Genomic DNA, 18,523 nt, shown 5'->3' on the forward strand with positions numbered 1-18,523 from the left:
GGCGACAGATATTTGATAGAGACGTTATTATGTTACCCGTTCCTACGCCATTGAGTGGTCATCGTGTCCCGACTTTTTCCCGTTTTTGTCGTATTTGTCACCAGTTTGTTCATGGCTGGCGCCGCTCAGGCCGAGGTGAAGGTGCTCACCAGCATCAAGCCGCTGCAGCTGATCGCCGCTGCTGTGCAGGACGGTGTGGCGGTTCCCGAGGTGTTGCTGCCGCCGGGAGCGTCCCCGCATAACTTCGCGTTGCGCCCATCCGACGTACGGCGGGTGCAGTCGGTAGACCTGCTCTACTGGATCGGGCCGGATATGGAAACATTCCTGCCGCGCGTGCTCAAAGGTCGTACGGCGGCAACGGTGGCCGTGCAGGACCTGCCAGGCATGAAACTGCGCCGTTTCGGCGAAGATAGCCACTCGCATGCCGACGAAGCGGACGAACATGATCACGATCATCGCCCAGGCAGTGTGGATGCGCATTTGTGGTTGTCGACGGTGAACGCACGGGTGATTGCGGCGCGCATGGCGGCTGACCTCAGTGCTGCCGACCCGGCCAACGCCGAGCGTTATCAGAGCAACGCGAAGGCCTTCGAGGGTCGCCTGGATGCCCTGGATGCGCGCCTGAAGAAACGTCTGGCGGGCGTTGAAGGCAAACCCTACTTTGTATTTCACGAAGCCTTTGATTACTTCGAAGACGCTTACGGCCTGAAGCACGCCGGCGTGTTTGCCGTTGCGGCCGAGGTGCAGCCGGGGGCGCAGCATGTGGCCGCGATGCGTGCGCGCTTGCAGGAAGTGGGTAAGACCTGTGTATTCAGCGAGCCGCCGTTGCGACCGCGCCTGGCTGAAACGCTGGTGGCTGGCTTGCCGGTGAAGCTGGCGGAACTGGACGCGCTGGGTGGCTACACCCCGGCGACTGCGCAAGGTTATGAGCAGGTGCTGGAAAAGCTGGGCAATGACCTGGCTGGATGCCTGGAATCTCTCTAACAGCCACCTCAGTTCAATGTGGGAGGGGGCTTGCCCCCGATAGCGGTGGGTCAGCCAGCAGATGTATCAGCTGATCCAAAGCCATCGGGGGCAAGCCCCCTCCCACATTTTTAACCCTGTGTATCTTTAGAGCGCGAACGGCAGGTGGACGCTGACTTGCTGACGCTGCACCAGCCGATGCTCGAACTCTGCCGGGTCATGAATCAATACATCCTGCCCGGCAAACGCCTGCGCGGCGATCAGGCGTGACAGCCAGAACCGCACGCAGGCCACTCGCAGCAGGGTCGGCCACAGCTCGGCTTCCTTCGCGGTAAACGGCCGCAGCCCCGCATAAGCGCCCAGCAACGCACGGGCGCGCTGCCCGTCAATCACGCCGTCGGCATCCGAACACCAGTCGTTCAGAGCGATGGCCACGTCGTACAGCATCGGCCCCGAGCAGGCGTTGTAGAAGTCGATCAGGCCCGTCAGGTGCGTGCCTTCGAACATCGCGTTATCGCGAAACAGGTCGCCGTGCACGTTAGCGCGTGGCAGTGCCAGGATCTGCGCCTTGTGGGCTTCGATCTCGCCCAAGGCATCCTGCAGAAGGCGCTGTTGCGCGTCGTTCAAGTGTGAAATCAGCTGCGCACCTTCACTGAGCATCCATTCCAGCCCGCGATCGGTCTTGCGCTCCAGTACCTTTTCACCCTGGGTCGCCAGGTGCAGGTGACCGAGCAGCTCACCAACCTGGGCGCAATGCTGGGCGTTGGCCTCCTTAATGTGCTTGCCGGCCAGGCGTGGCTGCAGCAGCGCCGGTTTGCCGGCCAGCGTGCGCAGGGCGATGCCGTCGGTGGTGCGCAGGGCGTAGGGCACGGGCAGGTCGGCGTCGTGGAGCACGTCGAGCAGCTCGATAAAGAACGGCATTTCAGCGACGGGGCCGCGCTCAACCAGGGTCAGGACGAACTCGCCCTGTTCCAGGCTGATGAAGAAATTGGTGTTTTCGCTACCGGCGGCAATCCCCTGGAAATCAAGCAGGCGGCCGAGCCCGTAAGGGGCAAGAAAGGTTTCCAGCTCGGGCCGAGCCAGGGGGGTGAACACAGACATGGTTAAAAACTGCCGTTACGGGCGCCGCTCAGGACGGCGCCGGTTGAAGTTAGGACATCATTTCCATTCGAAGATCTTCCATGACGGGATCAGCATATCCGGCTGGTCAGAGCGGATGAAGTTCGCGTCGGTCCCGTCCGCGCGTACCAGGAAATACGGTGGAGCACCTTTGGGCGTTACCTTGATGGCGTACAGGAAGCCGTTTTGGCGGTACTCCTGGATTGTCTTGTCGCCTTCCGTGCGAATGGTCACTTCCGGGTCCGCCGAAGGGGCATCGTCTGCCGCCATGGCAGCCATCGGAGCGAGTGCAATCAAGCCAGTGAACAGCAGGCGTTTGAATGTACGCATGATAACCTTGTCCCTTTGTTTTCATTGGTCCGGCTATTCTAGCGCCTGACCCGCCGAAAAGGTTGATCCTGCTCATGAGCCAAGCGCCCCTCGTCCTGGTGGACGGTTCTTCTTATCTGTACCGCGCCTTTCACGCGCTGCCACCGCTGACCACCTCCAAAGGCCTGCCGACCGGTGCGGTCAAGGGCGTGCTGAACATGCTCAAGAGCCTGCGCAAGCAATATCCGGACAGCCCGTTCGCCGTGGTGTTCGACGCCAAGGGCGGGACCTTTCGCGATGAGATGTTCGCCGACTACAAGGCCAATCGCCCAAGCATGCCCGACGACATGCGCCTGCAGATCGAGCCTCTGCACCAGAGCGTGATTGCCCTGGGCTTCCCGTTGCTGTGTGTCGAAGGCGTGGAGGCCGATGACGTGATCGGCACCCTGGCCCGCAGCAGCGCCGCCGCTGACCGTCCGGTGGTGATCTCCACCGGCGACAAGGACATGGCGCAGCTGGTGGACGGGCACATTACCTTGGTCAACACCATGACCGGCAGTTCGATGGACATCGAGGGCGTAAAGGAGAAATTCGGTGTCGCTCCGGAGCAGATCATCGATTATCTGGCGTTGATGGGCGATTCGTCCGACAACATCCCTGGCGTTCCAGGCATTGGCCCGAAAACCGCGTCCGGTTTGCTGGTGGGGGTGAATGGCGGCCTCAAAGAGCTGTATGAGCAGTTGGACATTGTGCCGACTCTGCCGATTCGCGGTGCCAAGACGCTGCCGGCCAAGTTGGAAGAACACAAGGAAATGGCGTTCCTGTCTTATCGGCTGGCGACGATCAAAATCGACGTGCCCCTGGATATCGGCCTGGACGACTTGCACCTGGTCGAGCCGGATCGCGAAAAGCTGCTTGAGTTGTACACGCTGCTTGAGTTCAAGAGCTGGTACGACGAGATCCAGCGCGATACCAAGCGGGTCGAACTCAAGGCGGCAAGCGAGGTTGCACCTGTCGCCGAGGCGCCCGTCGAGGCGGTGATATCGGTGCCGGTGGAAACGGTCTACACCACCATTCTTGACCAGACCACGTTCGATCTATGGCTGAAGAAGCTCAATGATGCGCCGTTGTTTGCCTTCGATACCGAAACCACCGGGATTGATGCGCACCGGGCACAATTGGTCGGGGTTTCCTTCGCGGTCCAGCCTCATGAAGCCGCGTATGTCCCGCTGGCGCATGCCTATCCCGGCGCGCCGGAGCAGTTGGACCGTGACACCGTGCTGCTGGCGTTGAAGCCGTTGCTGGAAGACCCGACCAAGCTCAAGGTCGGCCAGCACGCCAAGTTCGACATGAATATCCTGGCCAACTGCGCCATCGGTGGCGACCCTGCACAGGGCATCACCGTGCGGGGCATCGCCTTCGATACCATGCTTGAATCCTACGTGCTGAACTCCACCGCGACCCGTCATGACATGGACAGCCTGGCGAAGAAGTACCTGGATCATGACACCGTCAGCTTCCAGGACATCGCCGGCAAGGGCACCAAACAGCTGACATTCGATCAGATCGCCCTCGAACAGGCCGGCCCCTACGCGGCTGAAGATGCCGATGTGACGTTGCGCCTGCACCAGAAGCTGCATGGGCAGCTGGCGGCGATCCCGAGCCTGGCCAGTGTGCTGACGGACATCGAAATCCCGTTGGTGCCGGTGCTCGCGCGTATCGAGCGTCAGGGCGCCTTGGTGGACAAGGAACTGCTCGGCATCCAGAGCATCGAGCTGGGCAACAAGATGGTCGAGCTGGAGCGCCAGGCATTCGAGATCGCCGGTGAGGAATTCAACCTGGGTTCGCCCAAGCAGCTCGGGGCGATTCTCTACGAGAAACTCGGCATGCCGGTGTTGAAAAAGACCGGCAAGGGGCAGGCCTCCACCGCTGAGGAAGTGCTGGCCAAACTGGCCGAGGATGATTTCCCGTTGCCCAAGGTACTGATGCAGTACCGCAGCATGAGCAAGCTCAAAAGCACCTATACCGACCGCCTACCGGAACAGATCAACCCACGTACCGGGCGTATTCATACGTCTTACCACCAGGCGGTGGCGGCGACCGGGCGTCTGTCCTCCAGCGATCCGAACCTGCAGAACATCCCGGTGCGCACCGCCGAAGGGCGACGCATTCGCCAGGCGTTTGTCGCGCCCAAGGGCTACAAGCTGCTGGCAGCGGACTATTCGCAGATCGAACTGCGGATCATGGCGCACCTGTCCAAGGATGAAGGGCTGATGAACGCCTTTCGCAACGACCTGGACGTGCACACCGCCACGGCTGCCGAGGTGTTCAAGGTTGAATTGACAGAGGTCACGTCCAACCAGCGCCGTAGCGCCAAGGCGATCAACTTCGGCCTGATCTACGGCATGGGCGCCCAGAAGCTCGGTAAGGATATCGGCGTCGACACCAAGACCGCCAAGGCCTATATCGATGTGTACTTTGCCCGCTATCCCGGCGTGCGTGAGTATATGGAACGCACCCGGGCCCAGGCGGCGGATCAGGGCTACGTGGAAACCTTCTTCGGCCGGCGCCTGTACCTGCCGGATATCAACTCCAACAAGCCCCAGGACCGCGCGGCGGCCGAGCGCACCGCAATCAACGCGCCGATGCAGGGCACGGCAGCGGACATCATCAAGAAAGCCATGGTGAAGGTGGACAACTGGCTGACCGAGTCGGGCCTGGACGCCAGGGTGATCCTGCAGGTGCACGACGAACTGGTACTGGAGGTGCGCGAAGACCTGATCGCAGAGGTCAGCGAGAGGATCCGCGAGCACATGAGCGCCGCGGCTGAGCTGGACGTGCCGTTGGTGGTGGACGTGGGTGTTGGCGATAACTGGGACGAGGCCCACTGATGCTGCGGCTTCGCCATTACCGGGGGTGATGGCGAAGCGCTTTAGAACGGAAACCGCTGTCAGTTATTTCCAAGTGTTTTTTGAACCTGCCGGAACTTAACCTGTGAACCGCCACTCAGAGTTACTGAATGGGTGGTGAAGCCCTTCAATGCTCCTATGTTGTGTTAAGTGTTGGCAGATATCTGGACCCCGCCCTAGCGGTCCGGAACTTGGACCCCGAACTTCCCCTCCCCATACGAAGTCCGGGGTTTTTTTTGCCTGCGCAAAAGTTACTCGGCGATTTCCGCGCCCTTGTCGGCCAATTCCATCCAGCCGGCCAGTACCGTGTAGGCGTCTTCCAGGCCCATGCGCTTTGGCGCCGAGAACAGCTGGATAGTGATCGCATCGCCCCAGCCCTTGCGGATTTCGGACTGCACTTTGAGCAGGGTGTTCTTGGCGGCGCCGTAGGTCAGCTTGTCGGCCTTGGTCAGCAGGATATGCATCGGCATGCCGCTGGCGACTGCCCAATCGAGCATCAACAGGTCGAAATCGGTCATTGGATGACGGATGTCCATCATCAGGATCAAGCCCTTCAAACTCTCCCGGCCACCCAGGTAAGCCTCCAGGTGACGCTGCCAGTGCAGCTTCAGCGGGATAGGAACTTTTGCATAACCGTAGCCTGGCAGGTCGACCAGACGCCGATCATCGTCTAGCTTGAAGAAATTGAGCAGTTGCGTGCGACCTGGGGTTTTCGAGGTGCGTGCAAGGCTGGCGTGGGTCAGGGTGTTCAGTGCGCTGGATTTGCCAGCGTTGGAACGGCCGGCAAAGGCAACTTCAAAGCCTTCGTCATCGGGGCATTGGTCCACTTTGGCGGCGCTGAGCATGAAGGTGGACTGTTGGCACAGGCCGAGGATGGGATTCTTGAGTTGCATGAGATTTCCGATGTGGGCGGTGCCGAAAAAGGGTGCGGCAAGCGGTGTCGTTTCCGTTTCAGTAGCGCCAGTATATAATGCCGCAGATTTTGTGTGTGCTTTGTCCCAGCGAAGGATGAAGTTCACGGGAGCGAAAGACCTTCATTGCGCATTAGAACGCAAAACGCTCTCAAACCCTGAAAAGGTCGATGTATGACCGGATGGTGACTCGCTTCGGTGTCCCGATCGCACGTTAGGGCGACAAGGCTACACAGGAACCGGAAGCGCTGTACAACCGAGTTTGCGTGGTGACGCTGGTGCAACGCGTGACCCGGGGTTTCAAGGCAATGCCGCCGCGTGGTTTGTGCATGGACTGCAGTACTGAGGATTACCAGGCCATCGTTGAATTGATGGTGAGTAAACCCGGTAGATAACTCTTAAACCCTTAGCCGTAGTTGGATTAGCTGATGAACAAACTGATCGTGAGTCTGCTGTTGACCCTGGGCATCACCGGTGTTGCCCATGCTGCAGGCGACGCTACCGCAGGGCAGGCGAAAGCCGCCGTGTGTGGTGCTTGCCACGGACCGGACGGTAACAGCCCGGCGCCTAACTTTCCCAAACTGGCCGGCCAGGGTGAACGCTACCTGACCAAGCAGATGCACGACATCAAGGATGGCAAGCGCGTGGTGCTGGAAATGACCGGCTTGCTGGCCAACTCCAGCGATCAGGACATGGCTGACATTGCAGCGTATTTTGCCAGTCAGAAAGGCAGCGTGGGAGCTGCTGATCCGAAACTGGTCGCCCGTGGCGAGAAGCTGTTTCGCGGCGGCGACCTGGACAAGGGCCTGCCCGCCTGTACCGGCTGCCATTCGCCAAATGGCGCGGGCAACGCCACGGCAGGCTTCCCGCACCTGAGTGGCCAGCACGCTGCCTACATCGCCAAACAGCTGACCGACTTCCGCAAGGAAGAAGCTGGCCGGGCCAACGATGGCGACGCGATGACCATGCGCACCATCGCCCGCAAATTGAGTGACGAAGACATCGCGGCAGTTTCCAGCTACATCCAGGGCCTGCACTGACAGCCCGCGACGTTAACGCTCGATTAATCCAGCGATGCAAGCATAAAAAGGGTGGCTTAGGCCGCCCTTTTTTGTGGCCGCTGCCGTTACACTAACGAACTCATGTCCGCGTAGACCTGTCACAACTAAAGGTCGCGTGAGGCGACTTATTTGTCCAGGAGTAAAGCATGCGTAATCTGATCCTCAGCGCCGCTCTCGTCACTGCCAGTCTCTTCGGCATGACCGCACAAGCTGCCGACGTGCCGCTTGAAGCCGGTAAAACCTACGTTGAATTGGCTAACCCGGTGCCGGTTTCGGTGCCCGGCAAGATCGAAGTGGTGGAGCTGTTCTGGTACGGCTGCCCGCATTGCTACGCCTTTGAGCCAACCATCAACCCTTGGGCCGAAAAACTGCCCAAGGACGTGAACTTCAAACGTATTCCGGCCATGTTCGGCGGCCCGTGGGATGCCCACGGCCAGTTGTTCCTGACGCTGGAAGCCATGGGTGTGGAGCATAAGGTCCACAACGCGGTGTTCAACGCGATCCAGAAAGAAGGCAAGCGCCTGACCAAGCCAGAGGAAATGGCTGACTTCGTCGCCACCCAAGGCGTCGACAAGGACAAATTCCTGGCCACCTTCAATTCCTTCGCCATCCAGGGCCAGATCAAACAGGCCAAGGAACTCGCGCAGAAGTATGGTGTGCAAGGCGTGCCGACCCTGATCGTCAACGGCAAGTACCGTTTCGACCTGGGTACCACCGGTGGCCCTGAAGAGACTCTCAATGTTGCCGACCAGCTGATCGCCAAAGAGCGCGCAGCCAAGTAAGGGGCTCGCCATGCGCCGCTGGGGTACCGAACGCGTCGTAGGCCTGCATGACGCGCAGGTCAACGAACATCACCTGGAAACCACAGGCCTGCCGGCAGACAGTCGCTTGCGCCTGCTCAGCTTCAATATCCAGGTGGGTAACAGTACCGAGAAATATCGGCACTACCTCACGCGTGGCTGGCAGCACGTGCTGCCCCACAAGGGGCGCACCACAAATCTGCAGAAAATCGGCGACCTGCTCAGCGACTTCGACTTGGTCGCCCTGCAGGAAGCCGACGGCGGCAGCCTGCGCTCCGGCTACATCAATCAGGTGGAGCACCTGGCCCAGCTTGGCGCCTTCCCCTACTGGTACCAGCAACTCAATCGCAACCTCGGGCGCCTGGCGCAGCACAGCAATGGTGTACTCAGTCGCTTGAAGCCGACCGTCATCGAAGATCATCCGTTGCCAGGCCCCAAGGGGCGTGGCGCGATCCTCGTGCGGTTTGGCGAAGGTCCGGAAGCGTTAGTCGTGGTGATGATGCACCTGGCCCTTGGCGGGCGTACGCGCAACCTCCAGTTGGCCTACGTGCGCGACCTGATTGGCAACTACAGGCACCAGGTGCTGATGGGTGACATGAACACCCATGCCACTGACCTGCTGCAGAATTCCCCGCTGCGCGACCTCGGGTTATTGGCGCCACAAGTCGAAGCCACGTTTCCCAGCTGGCGTCCGCAGCGCTGTCTTGACCATATCCTGCTCAGTCCGAGCCTCACACTGGAAAGTGTGCAGGTGCTGGCGCAGCCCATTTCCGATCACCTGCCCGTCGCGGTAGAGATTCGTCTGCCGGGTTCGCTCACGGCTGATGCATTACCCGCGTTGAGCCCCGGCCCTCGCGGACCTCTTGCATGAGCGACGACACCCAGCGCTGGAAAGAAAAATACCTGCAAAGCGTCGAGCAACAAGACAAGCTCGAGCGCCGCTGGGCCGCTCGCCTCGACCTGCTGCGCCGAGGGCTGGTGCGCAGCACGCTGGCGGCTGAAGGCACTGACCGCGCTGTCGATCAATGCATGAAGGAAATGCGCGATGTCGTGCGTACAGACGACATGGACGCTGCCCTCGCCGCCCTGCTGCCGCGCCTGGAAAAGGCCGTGCTGGATTCGGAGCAGCGCCGCGAAACCCGGGTTGACCAGATCAATACCGCCCTCACCGCCCTGGTCGCGCAGTTGCAGAAACTTGCGCTGCCCCGCGAGGTGGCGCGCCCGCTGAAGGCCTTTGCCAAGCAGCTCGACGGCCGAGTCGGGCAGGCGCGGGAAATACCGCTGCTGCTCAGCGAGTTGAGCAGCCTGCAAGAGCAGGCGCTGCTTAACCTGGAGTCGGATGGCGAAACCCAGCGCGCCGGGCCTGGATTGTTGCAACGCCTGTTTGGTGCGAAAGAGGTCTCCACTGAACCTTCTGCGCCTGAGCCCGAAGTTCTCCCTGCGACAAAGCCCGTTGCGCCCCAGCCTGCACCAGAGGCTCCAGAGCCGGGCCAGTCCGAGGAGCTGACACAAGCCTTGCGGGCGTTCGCACCGTTGCCGCCAACAGCGGCCACTTCCGAACCTGAGCCCGTCGTTGCTGTTGGGCCAGCGCCAGCGAGCACAGCGTTGGAGTTCCAAGCCCCTGCCCAAACAGCGCCTGTGGTGGTACCTGACGCAACCGCAGAACCTGCCGCGCCTGAAGCGCCGGTCGGGGAAGCCGCGCCCGAAAGCGCACTGGCTGCCTTCATCGAAACGCCGCAAGCCAAAGTCGACACGCCTGAAGAGACGCTCATCGGCAGCCTTTCGCTCCCGCCGGTATTGGATACCGCAGAGCCTGATCCCGACGCTTTGGAATCGGATGGTCTGTACGCCCTGCCCGATTCGCCTGAACCTTCCTACAGCTCGGTGGCCAAGCATATTGAAGACACCTTGCTCGGCCTGCTGGAAGACCTGTCCCTTCCCGAGCGCCACCGGCCTCAGGCCGAAGCGATGCGCGAGCGTCTTGTCCATGGCTTGAACTGGTACGAATTGCTGCCGATCCTGGATGACCTGGCGGTGCTGATGCTGGCTGTCACCGACAGCGGCCAGCATGAGTTCGAGGCTTACCTCAAACAGCTCAATGATCGCCTTGAGGCATTCCAGGGCCACCTTCAGGTGGCCAGCGAGGGCCATGCCGACAGCCGTACCGCCGCGCTGGAACTGGATACGCAAATTCGCGAACAGGTAGACGGGCTGCAAAGCAGCGTGCAGGAAGCTGCGGATCTGGACAGCCTCAAGCAGGTGCTGGAAAGCCATCTCGAAGGTTTGCTCGGCACTATGGACGAGCATCGCCAGCAGCGCGATCAGCGTGAGCAGGAAGTGGCCGCACGCCTCCAGGGCCTGGCGGAGCGGGTGGCGAACATGGAGCAGGAAGCCCAGGGCTATCGCGAGCATTTGGAGATACAGCGCCAGAAGGCGTTGATCGATCCCCTCACCGGCCTGCCCAACCGTGCGGCCTGGAGTGAGCGGCTGGATCATGAGGTCAACGCCTGGCATCAGCGTGGCAACAACCTGTCACTGGCCATGCTGGACCTGGACCACTTCAAGCGCATCAACGACGGCTACGGGCACCTGGCTGGCGACCGAGTACTCAAGATCATTGCCACTGTGCTGCGCAAGCGCCTGCGGCCGACCGACTTCATCGCGCGCTTCGGCGGCGAAGAATTTGTGTTGCTGATGCCCGACTCAGCCCTGGCGGATGCCTTGGCCGTGGGTGAAGCGTTGCGCGCCGCCATCGAGGCGTGCCCATTTCACTTCAAGGGCGAGCCGGTAACCATCACGGTATCCATGGGGGTCGCGCAGTTTCAGCCGGGCGAGCGCAGTGACCTTGCGCTCAAGCGCGCCGATGAAGCACTTTACAAGGCCAAGTCGGCAGGGCGTAACCAGGTGCAGGCGGCGTAAAAGATGTTCCATTTTGTGATTTGGCCGCCCAGGATTTGACGTTACGTTACACTGTTGCATTATCGTCCCTTGCGTATGCCTTCTCTCATGAAATCTCTCTATATCGCCTTAGCACTATTTCTGCTCGCCGGCTGCTCCAGCGGCCCCCGACTGAACACCAGCCATCCTTCGATCAACCATGACAACCGCGTGCAGTTCGTCGTGGTTCATTACACCTCGGCCAACCTTGAGCGCTCCCTGGCGCTGTTGACCAAGGGGCAGGTCAGCAGCCATTACCTGATCGGCGATGACGCCTCAGGCACCATCTACAAGCTGGTGGATGAAAGCCAGCGCGCCTGGCATGCGGGTGAAAGCGAATGGATGGGTCGCACCTGGCTCAATTCCAGTTCCATCGGTATCGAGATCGTCAATCCAGGCTACAGCGACACCCCGACCGGGCGGGTGTGGTACCCCTATTCCGAAGCGCAGGTGAAGTCACTGGTGGAGTTGCTCAAGGACATCAGCAAGCGTAACGGGATCGACCCCAAGAACATTATTGGGCACAGCGATATCGCGCCGCTGCGCAAGCTGGACCCGGGTCCGCTGTTCCCTTGGAAGCGTCTGGCCGACGAAGGCGTTGGGATTTGGCCGGATGCGCAGGCGGTGGCGCGATTCCAGGCGCAGTACGCTACGCAACTGCCGAGCATTCTCTGGTTCCAGCAAGAGCTGGCTCGCCTGGGCTATCAGACACCGCAAACCGGTGAGTTGGATGTGGCCACGCGTCATGTGCTGGCCGCATTCCAGATGCGATTCCGTCCATCGTTGTTCGACGGAACGCCGGATGCGCAAAGTGCGGCGATTTTGCGAGCCTTGAATCAGCGCTGAATGACCGACAAGCCTTTGTGGCAAGGGAGCTTGTTCCCTCATCACAAAGGCTTGCGCCTAAAGAGGCAGGGCCATATAGAACTGGGTTCCCTGCCCCGGCCTTGAATACACGCCCATGCGGCCGCCGTGCAGTTGCACGATTTCCTTGCACAACGCCAAGCCCAGGCCTGCCCCGCCTTTTTTGCGGCCCACCTGCACGAAAGGTTCGAAGATGCGTCCTTGCTGGCCGTACGCAATGCCTTCGCCGTTGTCCTCGACGCTGATAATCACCCGTTCGCCATGACGTCGAGCCTGCAGGCGAATCTGCCCGCCTTCGGCAGTGTGCCGCAGGGCGTTGCCCAGCAGGTTGTCGAGTACACGCTCCAGTTGGGCCTTGTCGGCATACAGGCGTGGAAGGTCAGATTGAGCCTCCACCAGCAGTTCGATATTTTGCGCGTTTGCCGGTTCGGCGAATCGTGCCCGGGCTTGGTCGAGCAGTTCGGTGACATCGCACGGCCCGAGCGTGAGTTTCTGCAGGCCGTTCTGATAGCGCGAGAAGTTGAGCAAGTCGTTGATCAACTGCATCAACCGCTGCATTTCTTCATTCACTGTGTCCAGCAGGTCCGCTTCGCGTGATTCGGCCGGGAACTTGGCCCGTTCGCGGAACAGGCCGAAGGCCATGTGCATGCCGGTCACTGGCGTACGCAGCTCGTGGGAAGCGCGCAATACGAACTCGCTGCGCACCCGCTCAAAGGCACGCTGCTCGGTGACGTCATGCAGCACCATCACCGCGCCGAGGATATGCCCCTGGGTGTGGCTGACCGGTGTCAGGCTGTATGTCAGCAGGCGCAGCTCGCCCTCGACCTCCACTTCCAGATCCTCCGGGGCCCGCTCCAGATTCCCACCACGCAGCACCAGCTGCAGTTGTTCATCCATTTCCGGGCGGCCAAGTGCTTCGCTCAGGCCCTGGCCGAGGCGCTCTTCGTCCCAACCCAGTTGGCGCTGCGCGACTGGATTAAGGTGCTCAAGGTGGCCTTGACGGTCAATCATCAGCAGGCCGTCGTCAATGCTGTCGAGCACCGCTTGCAACCGCTGCTGACCAGCGAGCAATTCATCGACATTGGTGGCCTGATGCTGGCGCAGCGCCTGGGCCATGATGCCGAAGCGTCGGGTCAGCTGATTCATTTCCGCCGCGGACGATATCGGCAAGGTCACCTCGAAATCACCTTGCCCGATTTTGTCGGCGGCCTTGGCCAGGGCTTCAATGGGCCCGCCGAAGCGTCGGGCGATGCCGTGGGCGGTCACGAAACCGATAATCAGCACCGCGAGGCCTACCAGCCCCAGCAAGGCGGCAATCAACAGCGCACGTTCGCGGGATCTGTGCTCGCTCGTGCTGATGTTTTCCAATGCCTGTTTGTGGTGGACGATCAGCCCATTGCGCAGGGTGTTGAAGGTTTCAGTGAGCTTCTCCTTGCTGCCCGGGGCAGGTGGTTCCTGTTGGGAACGGTCAAAGGCCTCCAACAGGTTCTGGTAATCCTCGCGTGCCTGACTGAAACCGTGGGTAATGCCGTCACGTTCTTCATGGGCGACACCCTGGTCCAGCAGGTCGAGGTAGTGCTGCTTGGAAGCTTCCAGGGCCGCTGGATCAGGACGTTTCTCGAGCATCATGATCAGTTGATCGCCCAGGCTCTGGCGCAACTTGAGGCCCAGGTCCAGGGTGACGAAGTTGCTGCGAATCAACGACTCCTGGGTCTTGGCCATCTGCATGACGCTGACCAGTCCCAGGAACAGTCCCAGCAGCGCCACGGTGATCAGCGCTGATATGCTCAGGAATAACCGGGTGCGCAGTTTCATCGCGAGCTTCATGAGGTACAGCTCATAAGTTGTACTGTTTGCGTTTGCGATACAGGGTCGATGCGTCGATGCCAAGGGTGCGAGCTGCTTGGTCCAACGTGTCGCTGGTGGCAAGTACCGCGCCGATGTGCGCTTTTTCCAGTTCGTCCAGGCTCAATGCGGCACCGATGCGCGGTGCGTTATTGGTCGGTTGTTCGGCCATCCCCAGGTGGCTGATCTCGACCTTCTCCTGCGGGCAGATGATGCTTGCGCGCTCCACCACGTTACGCAGCTCACGGATATTGCCGGGCCAACGATAGTTGAGCAGTGCTTCGCGCGCCTGATCGCTGAAACCACGCGCCGGGCGGGCATACTCCTTGACGAAGCGTGCCAGGAACCGGTCGGCCAGGGTCAGAATGTCTTCACTGCGTTCGCGCAGCGGCGGCAGGTGCAGGGTGATGACGTTGAGGCGATACAGCAGGTCTTCACGGAAGCGGCCGTCACGCACCATGTCTTCCAGGTTCAGGTTGGTGGCGGCGAGGATGCGTACATCTGCGCGGCGGGTAACCGGGTCGCCCACGCGCTCATATTCCTTATCCTGAATAAAACGCAGCAACTTGGGCTGCAACGTGAGCGGAAAATCGCCGATCTCGTCAAGAAACAAGGTGCCGCCGTCCGCCTGGTTAACCCGGCCCAAGGTGCTTTCGCTGGCACCGGTAAATGCACCGCGGCTGTGGCCGAACAATTCACTTTCCATCAGTTCTGCGGTCAACGATGGGCAGTTGATGGTCACGCAGGATTTCTTCGAGCGTTTGCTCCAGCCGTGAATGGCCCGCGCCAGTTCCCCTTTACCGGTGCCCGACTCGCCGAGGATCAGGATATTGGCATCGGTGCCGGCCACCTGCCGTGCGGTTTCCAGCACCACCATCATGGCCGGGCTGTGAGAATCCAGGCCGTCCTTGGGCTGGCGCACTGCGCCTTCCAGTGCTTCCAGGCGTGCCGAGAGCTGGCGCACTTCCAATTGCTTGGCGGTGGCCAGGCGCAACTGGTCGGGGCTGCAGGGCTTGACCAGGTAATCGGCGGCGCCGGCCTGGATTGCGTCCACGGCGGTGTCCACGGCGGAGTGCGCCGTCACGATCACCACGCGCATCCATGGCGCCTGAATACGCATCTGAGCCAGCACATCCAGGCCGTTGTCTTCGCCCAGGCGCAGGTCGAGGAAGCACAGGTCGAACACTTGGCGTTGCATCAAGGCGTCGGCCTGAGCCGCGCTGTTGGCGGTGGCAACGGTGTAGCCTTCATCTTCCAGGCAATAACGGAAGGTGCGGAGGATCGCGGACTCGTCATCCACTAAAAGAATGCGGCCTTGAAGTTCCTTGGCTGATTCCATCTGTCCCGCGCTCCTTAACTATGAATGTTGGTGATTAGTCCCAGAATAATCGGGCAAGTTGCATGGTTCATTCTGCTCGATAAAAGGCAACGTCGTGCAGCTATCTGCACATCTTCCTACATCCCCCTGTAAAAGCGCCGCACTAGTGGCGTTTTCATGTCTTCTGCCCGCTTCGGCAACCGCGCTGCCGCCATCGATCCCTTGCCCCGACGATTGACCATCGTGCATTTCGCACGGCCCTGGATCGGGCATCGTGCAGGATGCTGTGCCTTGAAGAAGCGCCACATTTATAACTCTTTGATTTAAAGAGGTTTTATTTTGTAAAAAACCTGGCATGCGCTCTGCAATAGGTACTGCATAGAGCGTCATGAATGAATAATCAGAATGCGGGAGAAAGCAGCATGACTCGCCAAAGCCTCAGCCAATTGCGTATATCGCCGCTGCATCTGCAGCAAGGTCTATTCGCCAGCCTCGCGCTGATGGTCACGCTGATCGTCGGCCAGCAGATGCAGCATTGGCAGCAGAGTCCGCAACAAGTGCCGCAATTCGAACGCCCTGTGATGACGCAAACCCATTTCAGCTCCGTCGCCAGCACCATGGGCGATGTAGCCGCCCCGCAACTGAGAGTGGCGGACCAGAACTCCACCCTGAGCGAACTACCGGTTCAAGAGCGCTGGGTGTTCTAGGCAACAAGACGTCGCTCAAGCTGAGCGGCTGTACGGCATTACCGCTGTTACCTTTATGAAAGCTTAAGGAGAATCACCATGTTGAGTTGGGCAATCACGTTTCTGATCATCGCCATTGTGGCCGCAGTCCTGGGCTTCGGTGGTATCGCAGGCACCGCTACGGGTATCGCCAAGATTCTGTTCGTGGTTTTCCTGGTGATGTTCATCGCCTCGTTCTTCTTTGGTCGTCGCGGCCGAGGCTGAATATGACCCATCTGTCCCTCAAAGCCATTGCCGCCGCCGTACTCTTGTGCGGCAGCGGCCTGGTGATGGCCGCCAATGACGGCCAATCCCGGGCCAACGAATTGCTCAGCACGGATGCGCAGTACCGTAAGACCTGGCAAGGCGTGGTGAAGAAAGAAGAACGCCTGCCGGAGTGGGTGATGAACCTCTCGGGTACGGCTGAACAGATGAACGCTGTCGAAGAGGATGGCGACAAGTATCTGGTCGGTCCGCTGTGTGAAACGGCAGATACCTGCCTGAACAAGCGCCTGATCGTAGCCTTCAGCCTCGATAAGGAAGATGCCTACGCGATGTTGGTGGAAGTCCCGGCCGGCCTGCCGGCGGACAAGTCCCCGACGCGCCACGCCGATTACCGTTTCCTCGGTAAACCGGATGAAGGCATGAAGAAGCTGCTGATGGAGCAGCTCAAGAAAGATCCGAATTGGTACTAGGTTCCGTCTCACGGAGCCGGCGTCCATAGAAAGAAGCCATCTCGCTTCTTTCTGTTTGCATCGCTCGCCAAGCGCGGTGCATGACCAGGGGGCCGGGTTGCTCTGATCGATAAGGATCGGCGCGACCTACGGGTACAGGGAGTGCCTGCGCAAGGGCCGGGTCAGGTGAAAAGCTGCGACGCAAGTTCACAAGTCCTCAAGCTTGCTGAACTTGCGGCGGGCTTGTCGCTCTCATTGGCTCAGTGTCATGCCGCTCTTAGCCCGAAATTTTCGTTCTGCCACTCGGCAACCATTACCTGATATGTAGGCGCGACCATCCATCGATAAAAATTCGCTAGCGCTAGAGGCTGTTTCCGACGCCAGGTGGCGGATTTTGCAGACATTTTTATCAAACATTCGAATTCATCGAACTCTCCGCGAAAGCCTGAACTGGCAGCTTCGCGGCAGGTTCGCCCGCTTGAATGGCGTATTCGAACTGACCGTTCAGACAATTAATTTCAAAAAAAGCCATGCCGATTCGGCATAGGGTAGGCGTTTACGGCATTAGACGTCGCTCCCTTGCATGGGAATAGTTGCGCCTTTTTTCGCCTACCAGTAAGCCATTTCGGCCAAGCTGCGGTGACCTTTCATGGAGGCAGATGCACACACTTTTTCGCTTTCGAGCGGTCCAGCTGGCGCATTTGCCTTAAGTTCACTTGAAGTAAGGGTAATGACATGAAGAAGGCAAAGCTAAGCCTCGCCTGGCAGATCCTCATCGGTTTGGTGCTAGGGATCGCAATCGGTGCAGTGCTCAACCATTTCAGTGCTGAAAAGGCCTGGTGGATCAGCAACGTGCTCCAGCCAGCGGGCGATATCTTTATCCGCCTGATCAAGATGATCGTTATCCCCATCGTGATTTCCTCGCTGATCGTTGGCATTGCCGGTGTTGGCGATGCGAAAAAGCTGGGTCGCATCGGCGTCAAAACCATCCTCTACTTTGAAATCGTCACCACCATCGCCATTGTGGTCGGCCTGTTGCTGGCCAACCTGTTCCATCCGGGCGCTGGCATCGACATGAGTACCCTGGGTACCGTCGACATCTCCAAGTACCAGGCGACCGCCGCCGAAGTGCAGCATGAGCATGCGTTCATCGAGACCATCCTCAACCTGATCCCGTCGAATATCTTCGCTGCCGTCGCCCGAGGCGAGATGCTGCCGATCATCTTCTTCTCGGTGCTGTTCGGCCTGGGCTTGTCCAGCCTCAAGCCTGAACTGCGCGAGCCATTGGTGACTATGTTCCAGGGCGTGTCCGAGAGCATGTTCAAAGTCACCCACATGATCATGAAGTACGCCCCAATTGGGGTATTTGCCCTGATCGCGGTGACCGTCGCCAACTTCGGCTTCGCCTCGCTGCTGCCGTTGGCCAAGCTGGTGATCCTGGTTTACGTCGCGATTCTGTTCTTCGCGTTTGCGGTACTGGGCATGATCGCCCGCCTGTTTGGCTTCTCGATCCTCAAGCTGATCCGTATCTTCAAGGACGAGCTGGTGCTCGCCTACTCCACCGCCAGCTCCGAAACCGTGCTGCCGCGTGTGATCGAGAAGATGGAAGCCTACGGCGCGCCGAAGGCGATCTGCAGCTTCGTGGTGCCGACCGGCTATTCATTCAATCTCGACGGTTCGACCCTGTACCAGAGCATCGCGGCGATCTTTATTGCCCAGCTGTACGGTATCGACCTGTCGATCGGCCAACAGCTGATGCTGGTGCTGACCCTGATGGTCACCTCCAAAGGCATCGCCGGTGTGCCGGGTGTGTCCTTCGTGGTGCTGCTGGCTACTCTGGGCAGCGTGGGCATTCCATTGGAAGGCCTGGCGTTCATCGCGGGTGTCGACCGTGTAATGGACATGGCGCGTACCGCACTGAACGTGATCGGCAACGCTTTGGCTGTACTGGTCATCTCGCGCTGGGAAGGCATGTACGACGATGCCAAGGGCGAACGCTACTGGAATTCGCTGCCGCATTGGCGCAGCAAAGAGGCGCTGCCGACCGGCGAAATCACTCGCGGCTGATCGCTCGATTGGGCTGACACA

17 protein-coding genes and 1 pseudogene are annotated in these 18,523 nt (G+C 59.9%); 12 read left to right on the top strand and 6 right to left on the bottom strand.

Going from position 1 to position 18,523, the window contains the following annotated elements; all coding sequences use genetic code 11:
- Window positions 1-54 precede the first annotated feature (54 nt).
- Window positions 55-984, top strand: coding sequence for a zinc ABC transporter substrate-binding protein (locus SC318_RS00530; RefSeq protein ID WP_320429217.1), 930 nt, complete (start codon window positions 55-57; stop codon window positions 982-984).
- 126 nt (window positions 985-1,110) lie between these two features.
- On the opposite strand, the gene SC318_RS00535 is transcribed toward SC318_RS00530, so the two are convergent.
- Window positions 1,111-2,064 (bottom strand): homoserine kinase, encoded by a 954-nt coding sequence (locus SC318_RS00535; protein ID WP_320429218.1) that lies wholly within the window; start codon window positions 2,062-2,064, stop codon window positions 1,111-1,113.
- 57 nt (window positions 2,065-2,121) lie between these two features.
- Window positions 2,122-2,412, bottom strand: coding sequence for a DUF2782 domain-containing protein (locus SC318_RS00540; RefSeq protein WP_320429219.1), 291 nt, complete (start codon window positions 2,410-2,412; stop codon window positions 2,122-2,124).
- A 74-nt stretch (window positions 2,413-2,486) separates the two neighbouring features.
- On the opposite strand from SC318_RS00540, the gene polA reads away from it, so the two are divergent.
- Window positions 2,487-5,282, top strand: coding sequence for a DNA polymerase I (gene polA, locus SC318_RS00545; protein WP_320429220.1), 2,796 nt, complete (start codon window positions 2,487-2,489; stop codon window positions 5,280-5,282).
- A 269-nt stretch (window positions 5,283-5,551) separates the two neighbouring features.
- Here the strand turns inward: polA and yihA are convergent, their stop codons facing one another.
- Window positions 5,552-6,193: a ribosome biogenesis GTP-binding protein YihA/YsxC gene (gene yihA / locus SC318_RS00550; RefSeq protein ID WP_042943980.1), complete on the bottom strand. Its 642-nt coding sequence runs from the start codon at window positions 6,191-6,193 to the stop codon at window positions 5,552-5,554.
- A 188-nt stretch (window positions 6,194-6,381) separates the two neighbouring features.
- Between yihA and SC318_RS00555 the strand changes: the two are divergent.
- From SC318_RS00555 to SC318_RS00580, 6 genes and pseudogenes are all read left to right on the top strand, one after another.
- Window positions 6,382-6,606 (top strand): annotated as a pseudogene (locus SC318_RS00555) (cytochrome).
- Between the two features lie 33 nt (window positions 6,607-6,639).
- Complete coding sequence (locus SC318_RS00560; RefSeq protein ID WP_320429222.1) at window positions 6,640-7,251, top strand: c-type cytochrome; 612 nt, start codon at window positions 6,640-6,642, stop codon at window positions 7,249-7,251.
- A gap of 167 nt (window positions 7,252-7,418) precedes the next feature.
- Complete coding sequence (gene dsbA / locus SC318_RS00565) at window positions 7,419-8,054, top strand: thiol:disulfide interchange protein DsbA (RefSeq protein ID WP_320429224.1); 636 nt, start codon at window positions 7,419-7,421, stop codon at window positions 8,052-8,054.
- Window positions 8,055-8,064: 10 nt separating this feature from the next.
- Entirely contained in the window at window positions 8,065-8,943 is an 879-nt protein-coding gene (locus SC318_RS00570) for an endonuclease/exonuclease/phosphatase family protein (RefSeq protein WP_320429225.1), read from the top strand.
- Window positions 8,940-10,991, top strand: coding sequence for a GGDEF domain-containing protein (locus tag SC318_RS00575; RefSeq protein ID WP_320429226.1), 2,052 nt, complete (start codon window positions 8,940-8,942; stop codon window positions 10,989-10,991). Before SC318_RS00570 ends, SC318_RS00575 begins: the two co-directional genes overlap by 4 nt.
- An 87-nt stretch (window positions 10,992-11,078) precedes the next feature.
- Window positions 11,079-11,855: an N-acetylmuramoyl-L-alanine amidase gene (locus SC318_RS00580; protein ID WP_320429227.1), complete on the top strand. Its 777-nt coding sequence runs from the start codon at window positions 11,079-11,081 to the stop codon at window positions 11,853-11,855.
- Window positions 11,856-11,912: 57 nt separating this feature from the next.
- Here SC318_RS00580 and SC318_RS00585 read toward each other — a convergent pair whose 3' ends face one another.
- Genes SC318_RS00585 through SC318_RS00595 form a run of 3 tightly spaced genes read right to left on the bottom strand, consistent with a single transcriptional unit; the run spans window position 11,913 to window position 15,426 of the window.
- The gene (locus SC318_RS00585) at window positions 11,913-13,700 is read right to left on the bottom strand and encodes an ATP-binding protein (RefSeq protein WP_320429228.1); all 1,788 of its coding nucleotides are present in this window, start codon (window positions 13,698-13,700) and stop codon (window positions 11,913-11,915) included.
- A gap of 10 nt (window positions 13,701-13,710) precedes the next feature.
- Complete coding sequence (algB, locus tag SC318_RS00590) at window positions 13,711-15,057, bottom strand: sigma-54-dependent response regulator transcription factor AlgB (protein ID WP_124384508.1); 1,347 nt, start codon at window positions 15,055-15,057, stop codon at window positions 13,711-13,713.
- 18 nt (window positions 15,058-15,075) lie between these two features.
- The gene (locus tag SC318_RS00595; protein ID WP_320429229.1) at window positions 15,076-15,426 is read right to left on the bottom strand and encodes a hypothetical protein; all 351 of its coding nucleotides are present in this window, start codon (window positions 15,424-15,426) and stop codon (window positions 15,076-15,078) included.
- A 32-nt stretch (window positions 15,427-15,458) separates the two neighbouring features.
- Here SC318_RS00595 and SC318_RS00600 point away from each other — a divergent pair, with 32 nt between their 5' ends.
- From SC318_RS00600 to gltP, 4 genes are all read left to right on the top strand, one after another.
- Window positions 15,459-15,743: a hypothetical protein gene (locus tag SC318_RS00600; protein WP_320429230.1), complete on the top strand. Its 285-nt coding sequence runs from the start codon at window positions 15,459-15,461 to the stop codon at window positions 15,741-15,743.
- Between the two features lie 78 nt (window positions 15,744-15,821).
- A complete protein-coding gene (locus SC318_RS00605; RefSeq protein ID WP_003170804.1) occupies window positions 15,822-15,986 on the top strand; it encodes a DUF1328 domain-containing protein in 165 nt (54 codons plus the stop codon).
- Window positions 15,987-15,988: 2 nt separating this feature from the next.
- Complete coding sequence (locus tag SC318_RS00610) at window positions 15,989-16,456, top strand: inhibitor of vertebrate lysozyme family protein (protein ID WP_320429232.1); 468 nt, start codon at window positions 15,989-15,991, stop codon at window positions 16,454-16,456.
- A 714-nt stretch (window positions 16,457-17,170) separates the two neighbouring features.
- Window positions 17,171-18,502: a glutamate/aspartate:proton symporter GltP gene (gene gltP, locus SC318_RS00615; RefSeq protein WP_320429233.1), complete on the top strand. Its 1,332-nt coding sequence runs from the start codon at window positions 17,171-17,173 to the stop codon at window positions 18,500-18,502.
- The last annotated feature ends 21 nt before the right edge of the window (window positions 18,503-18,523 follow it).

The organism is Pseudomonas sp. MUP55, from assembly GCF_034043515.1.
Classification (GTDB): Bacteria; Pseudomonadota; Gammaproteobacteria; order Pseudomonadales; family Pseudomonadaceae; genus Aquipseudomonas.

Coding starts and splice junctions, on each gene's coding strand:
- SC318_RS00535 (WP_320429218.1), bottom strand. CDS start 2,064: ATGTCTGTGTTCACCCCCCTGGCTCGGCCCGAGCTGGAAACCTTTCTT.
- SC318_RS00540 (WP_320429219.1), bottom strand. CDS start 2,412: ATGCGTACATTCAAACGCCTGCTGTTCACTGGCTTGATTGCACTCGCT.
- polA (WP_320429220.1), top strand. CDS start 2,487: ATGAGCCAAGCGCCCCTCGTCCTGGTGGACGGTTCTTCTTATCTGTAC.
- yihA (WP_042943980.1), bottom strand. CDS start 6,193: ATGCAACTCAAGAATCCCATCCTCGGCCTGTGCCAACAGTCCACCTTC.
- SC318_RS00560 (WP_320429222.1), top strand. CDS start 6,640: ATGAACAAACTGATCGTGAGTCTGCTGTTGACCCTGGGCATCACCGGT.
- dsbA (WP_320429224.1), top strand. CDS start 7,419: ATGCGTAATCTGATCCTCAGCGCCGCTCTCGTCACTGCCAGTCTCTTC.
- SC318_RS00570 (WP_320429225.1), top strand. CDS start 8,065: ATGCGCCGCTGGGGTACCGAACGCGTCGTAGGCCTGCATGACGCGCAG.
- SC318_RS00575 (WP_320429226.1), top strand. CDS start 8,940: ATGAGCGACGACACCCAGCGCTGGAAAGAAAAATACCTGCAAAGCGTC.
- SC318_RS00580 (WP_320429227.1), top strand. CDS start 11,079: ATGAAATCTCTCTATATCGCCTTAGCACTATTTCTGCTCGCCGGCTGC.
- SC318_RS00585 (WP_320429228.1), bottom strand. CDS start 13,700: ATGAAGCTCGCGATGAAACTGCGCACCCGGTTATTCCTGAGCATATCA.
- algB (WP_124384508.1), bottom strand. CDS start 15,057: ATGGAATCAGCCAAGGAACTTCAAGGCCGCATTCTTTTAGTGGATGAC.
- SC318_RS00595 (WP_320429229.1), bottom strand. CDS start 15,426: ATGACGCTCTATGCAGTACCTATTGCAGAGCGCATGCCAGGTTTTTTA.
- SC318_RS00600 (WP_320429230.1), top strand. CDS start 15,459: ATGACTCGCCAAAGCCTCAGCCAATTGCGTATATCGCCGCTGCATCTG.
- SC318_RS00605 (WP_003170804.1), top strand. CDS start 15,822: ATGTTGAGTTGGGCAATCACGTTTCTGATCATCGCCATTGTGGCCGCA.
- SC318_RS00610 (WP_320429232.1), top strand. CDS start 15,989: ATGACCCATCTGTCCCTCAAAGCCATTGCCGCCGCCGTACTCTTGTGC.
- gltP (WP_320429233.1), top strand. CDS start 17,171: ATGAAGAAGGCAAAGCTAAGCCTCGCCTGGCAGATCCTCATCGGTTTG.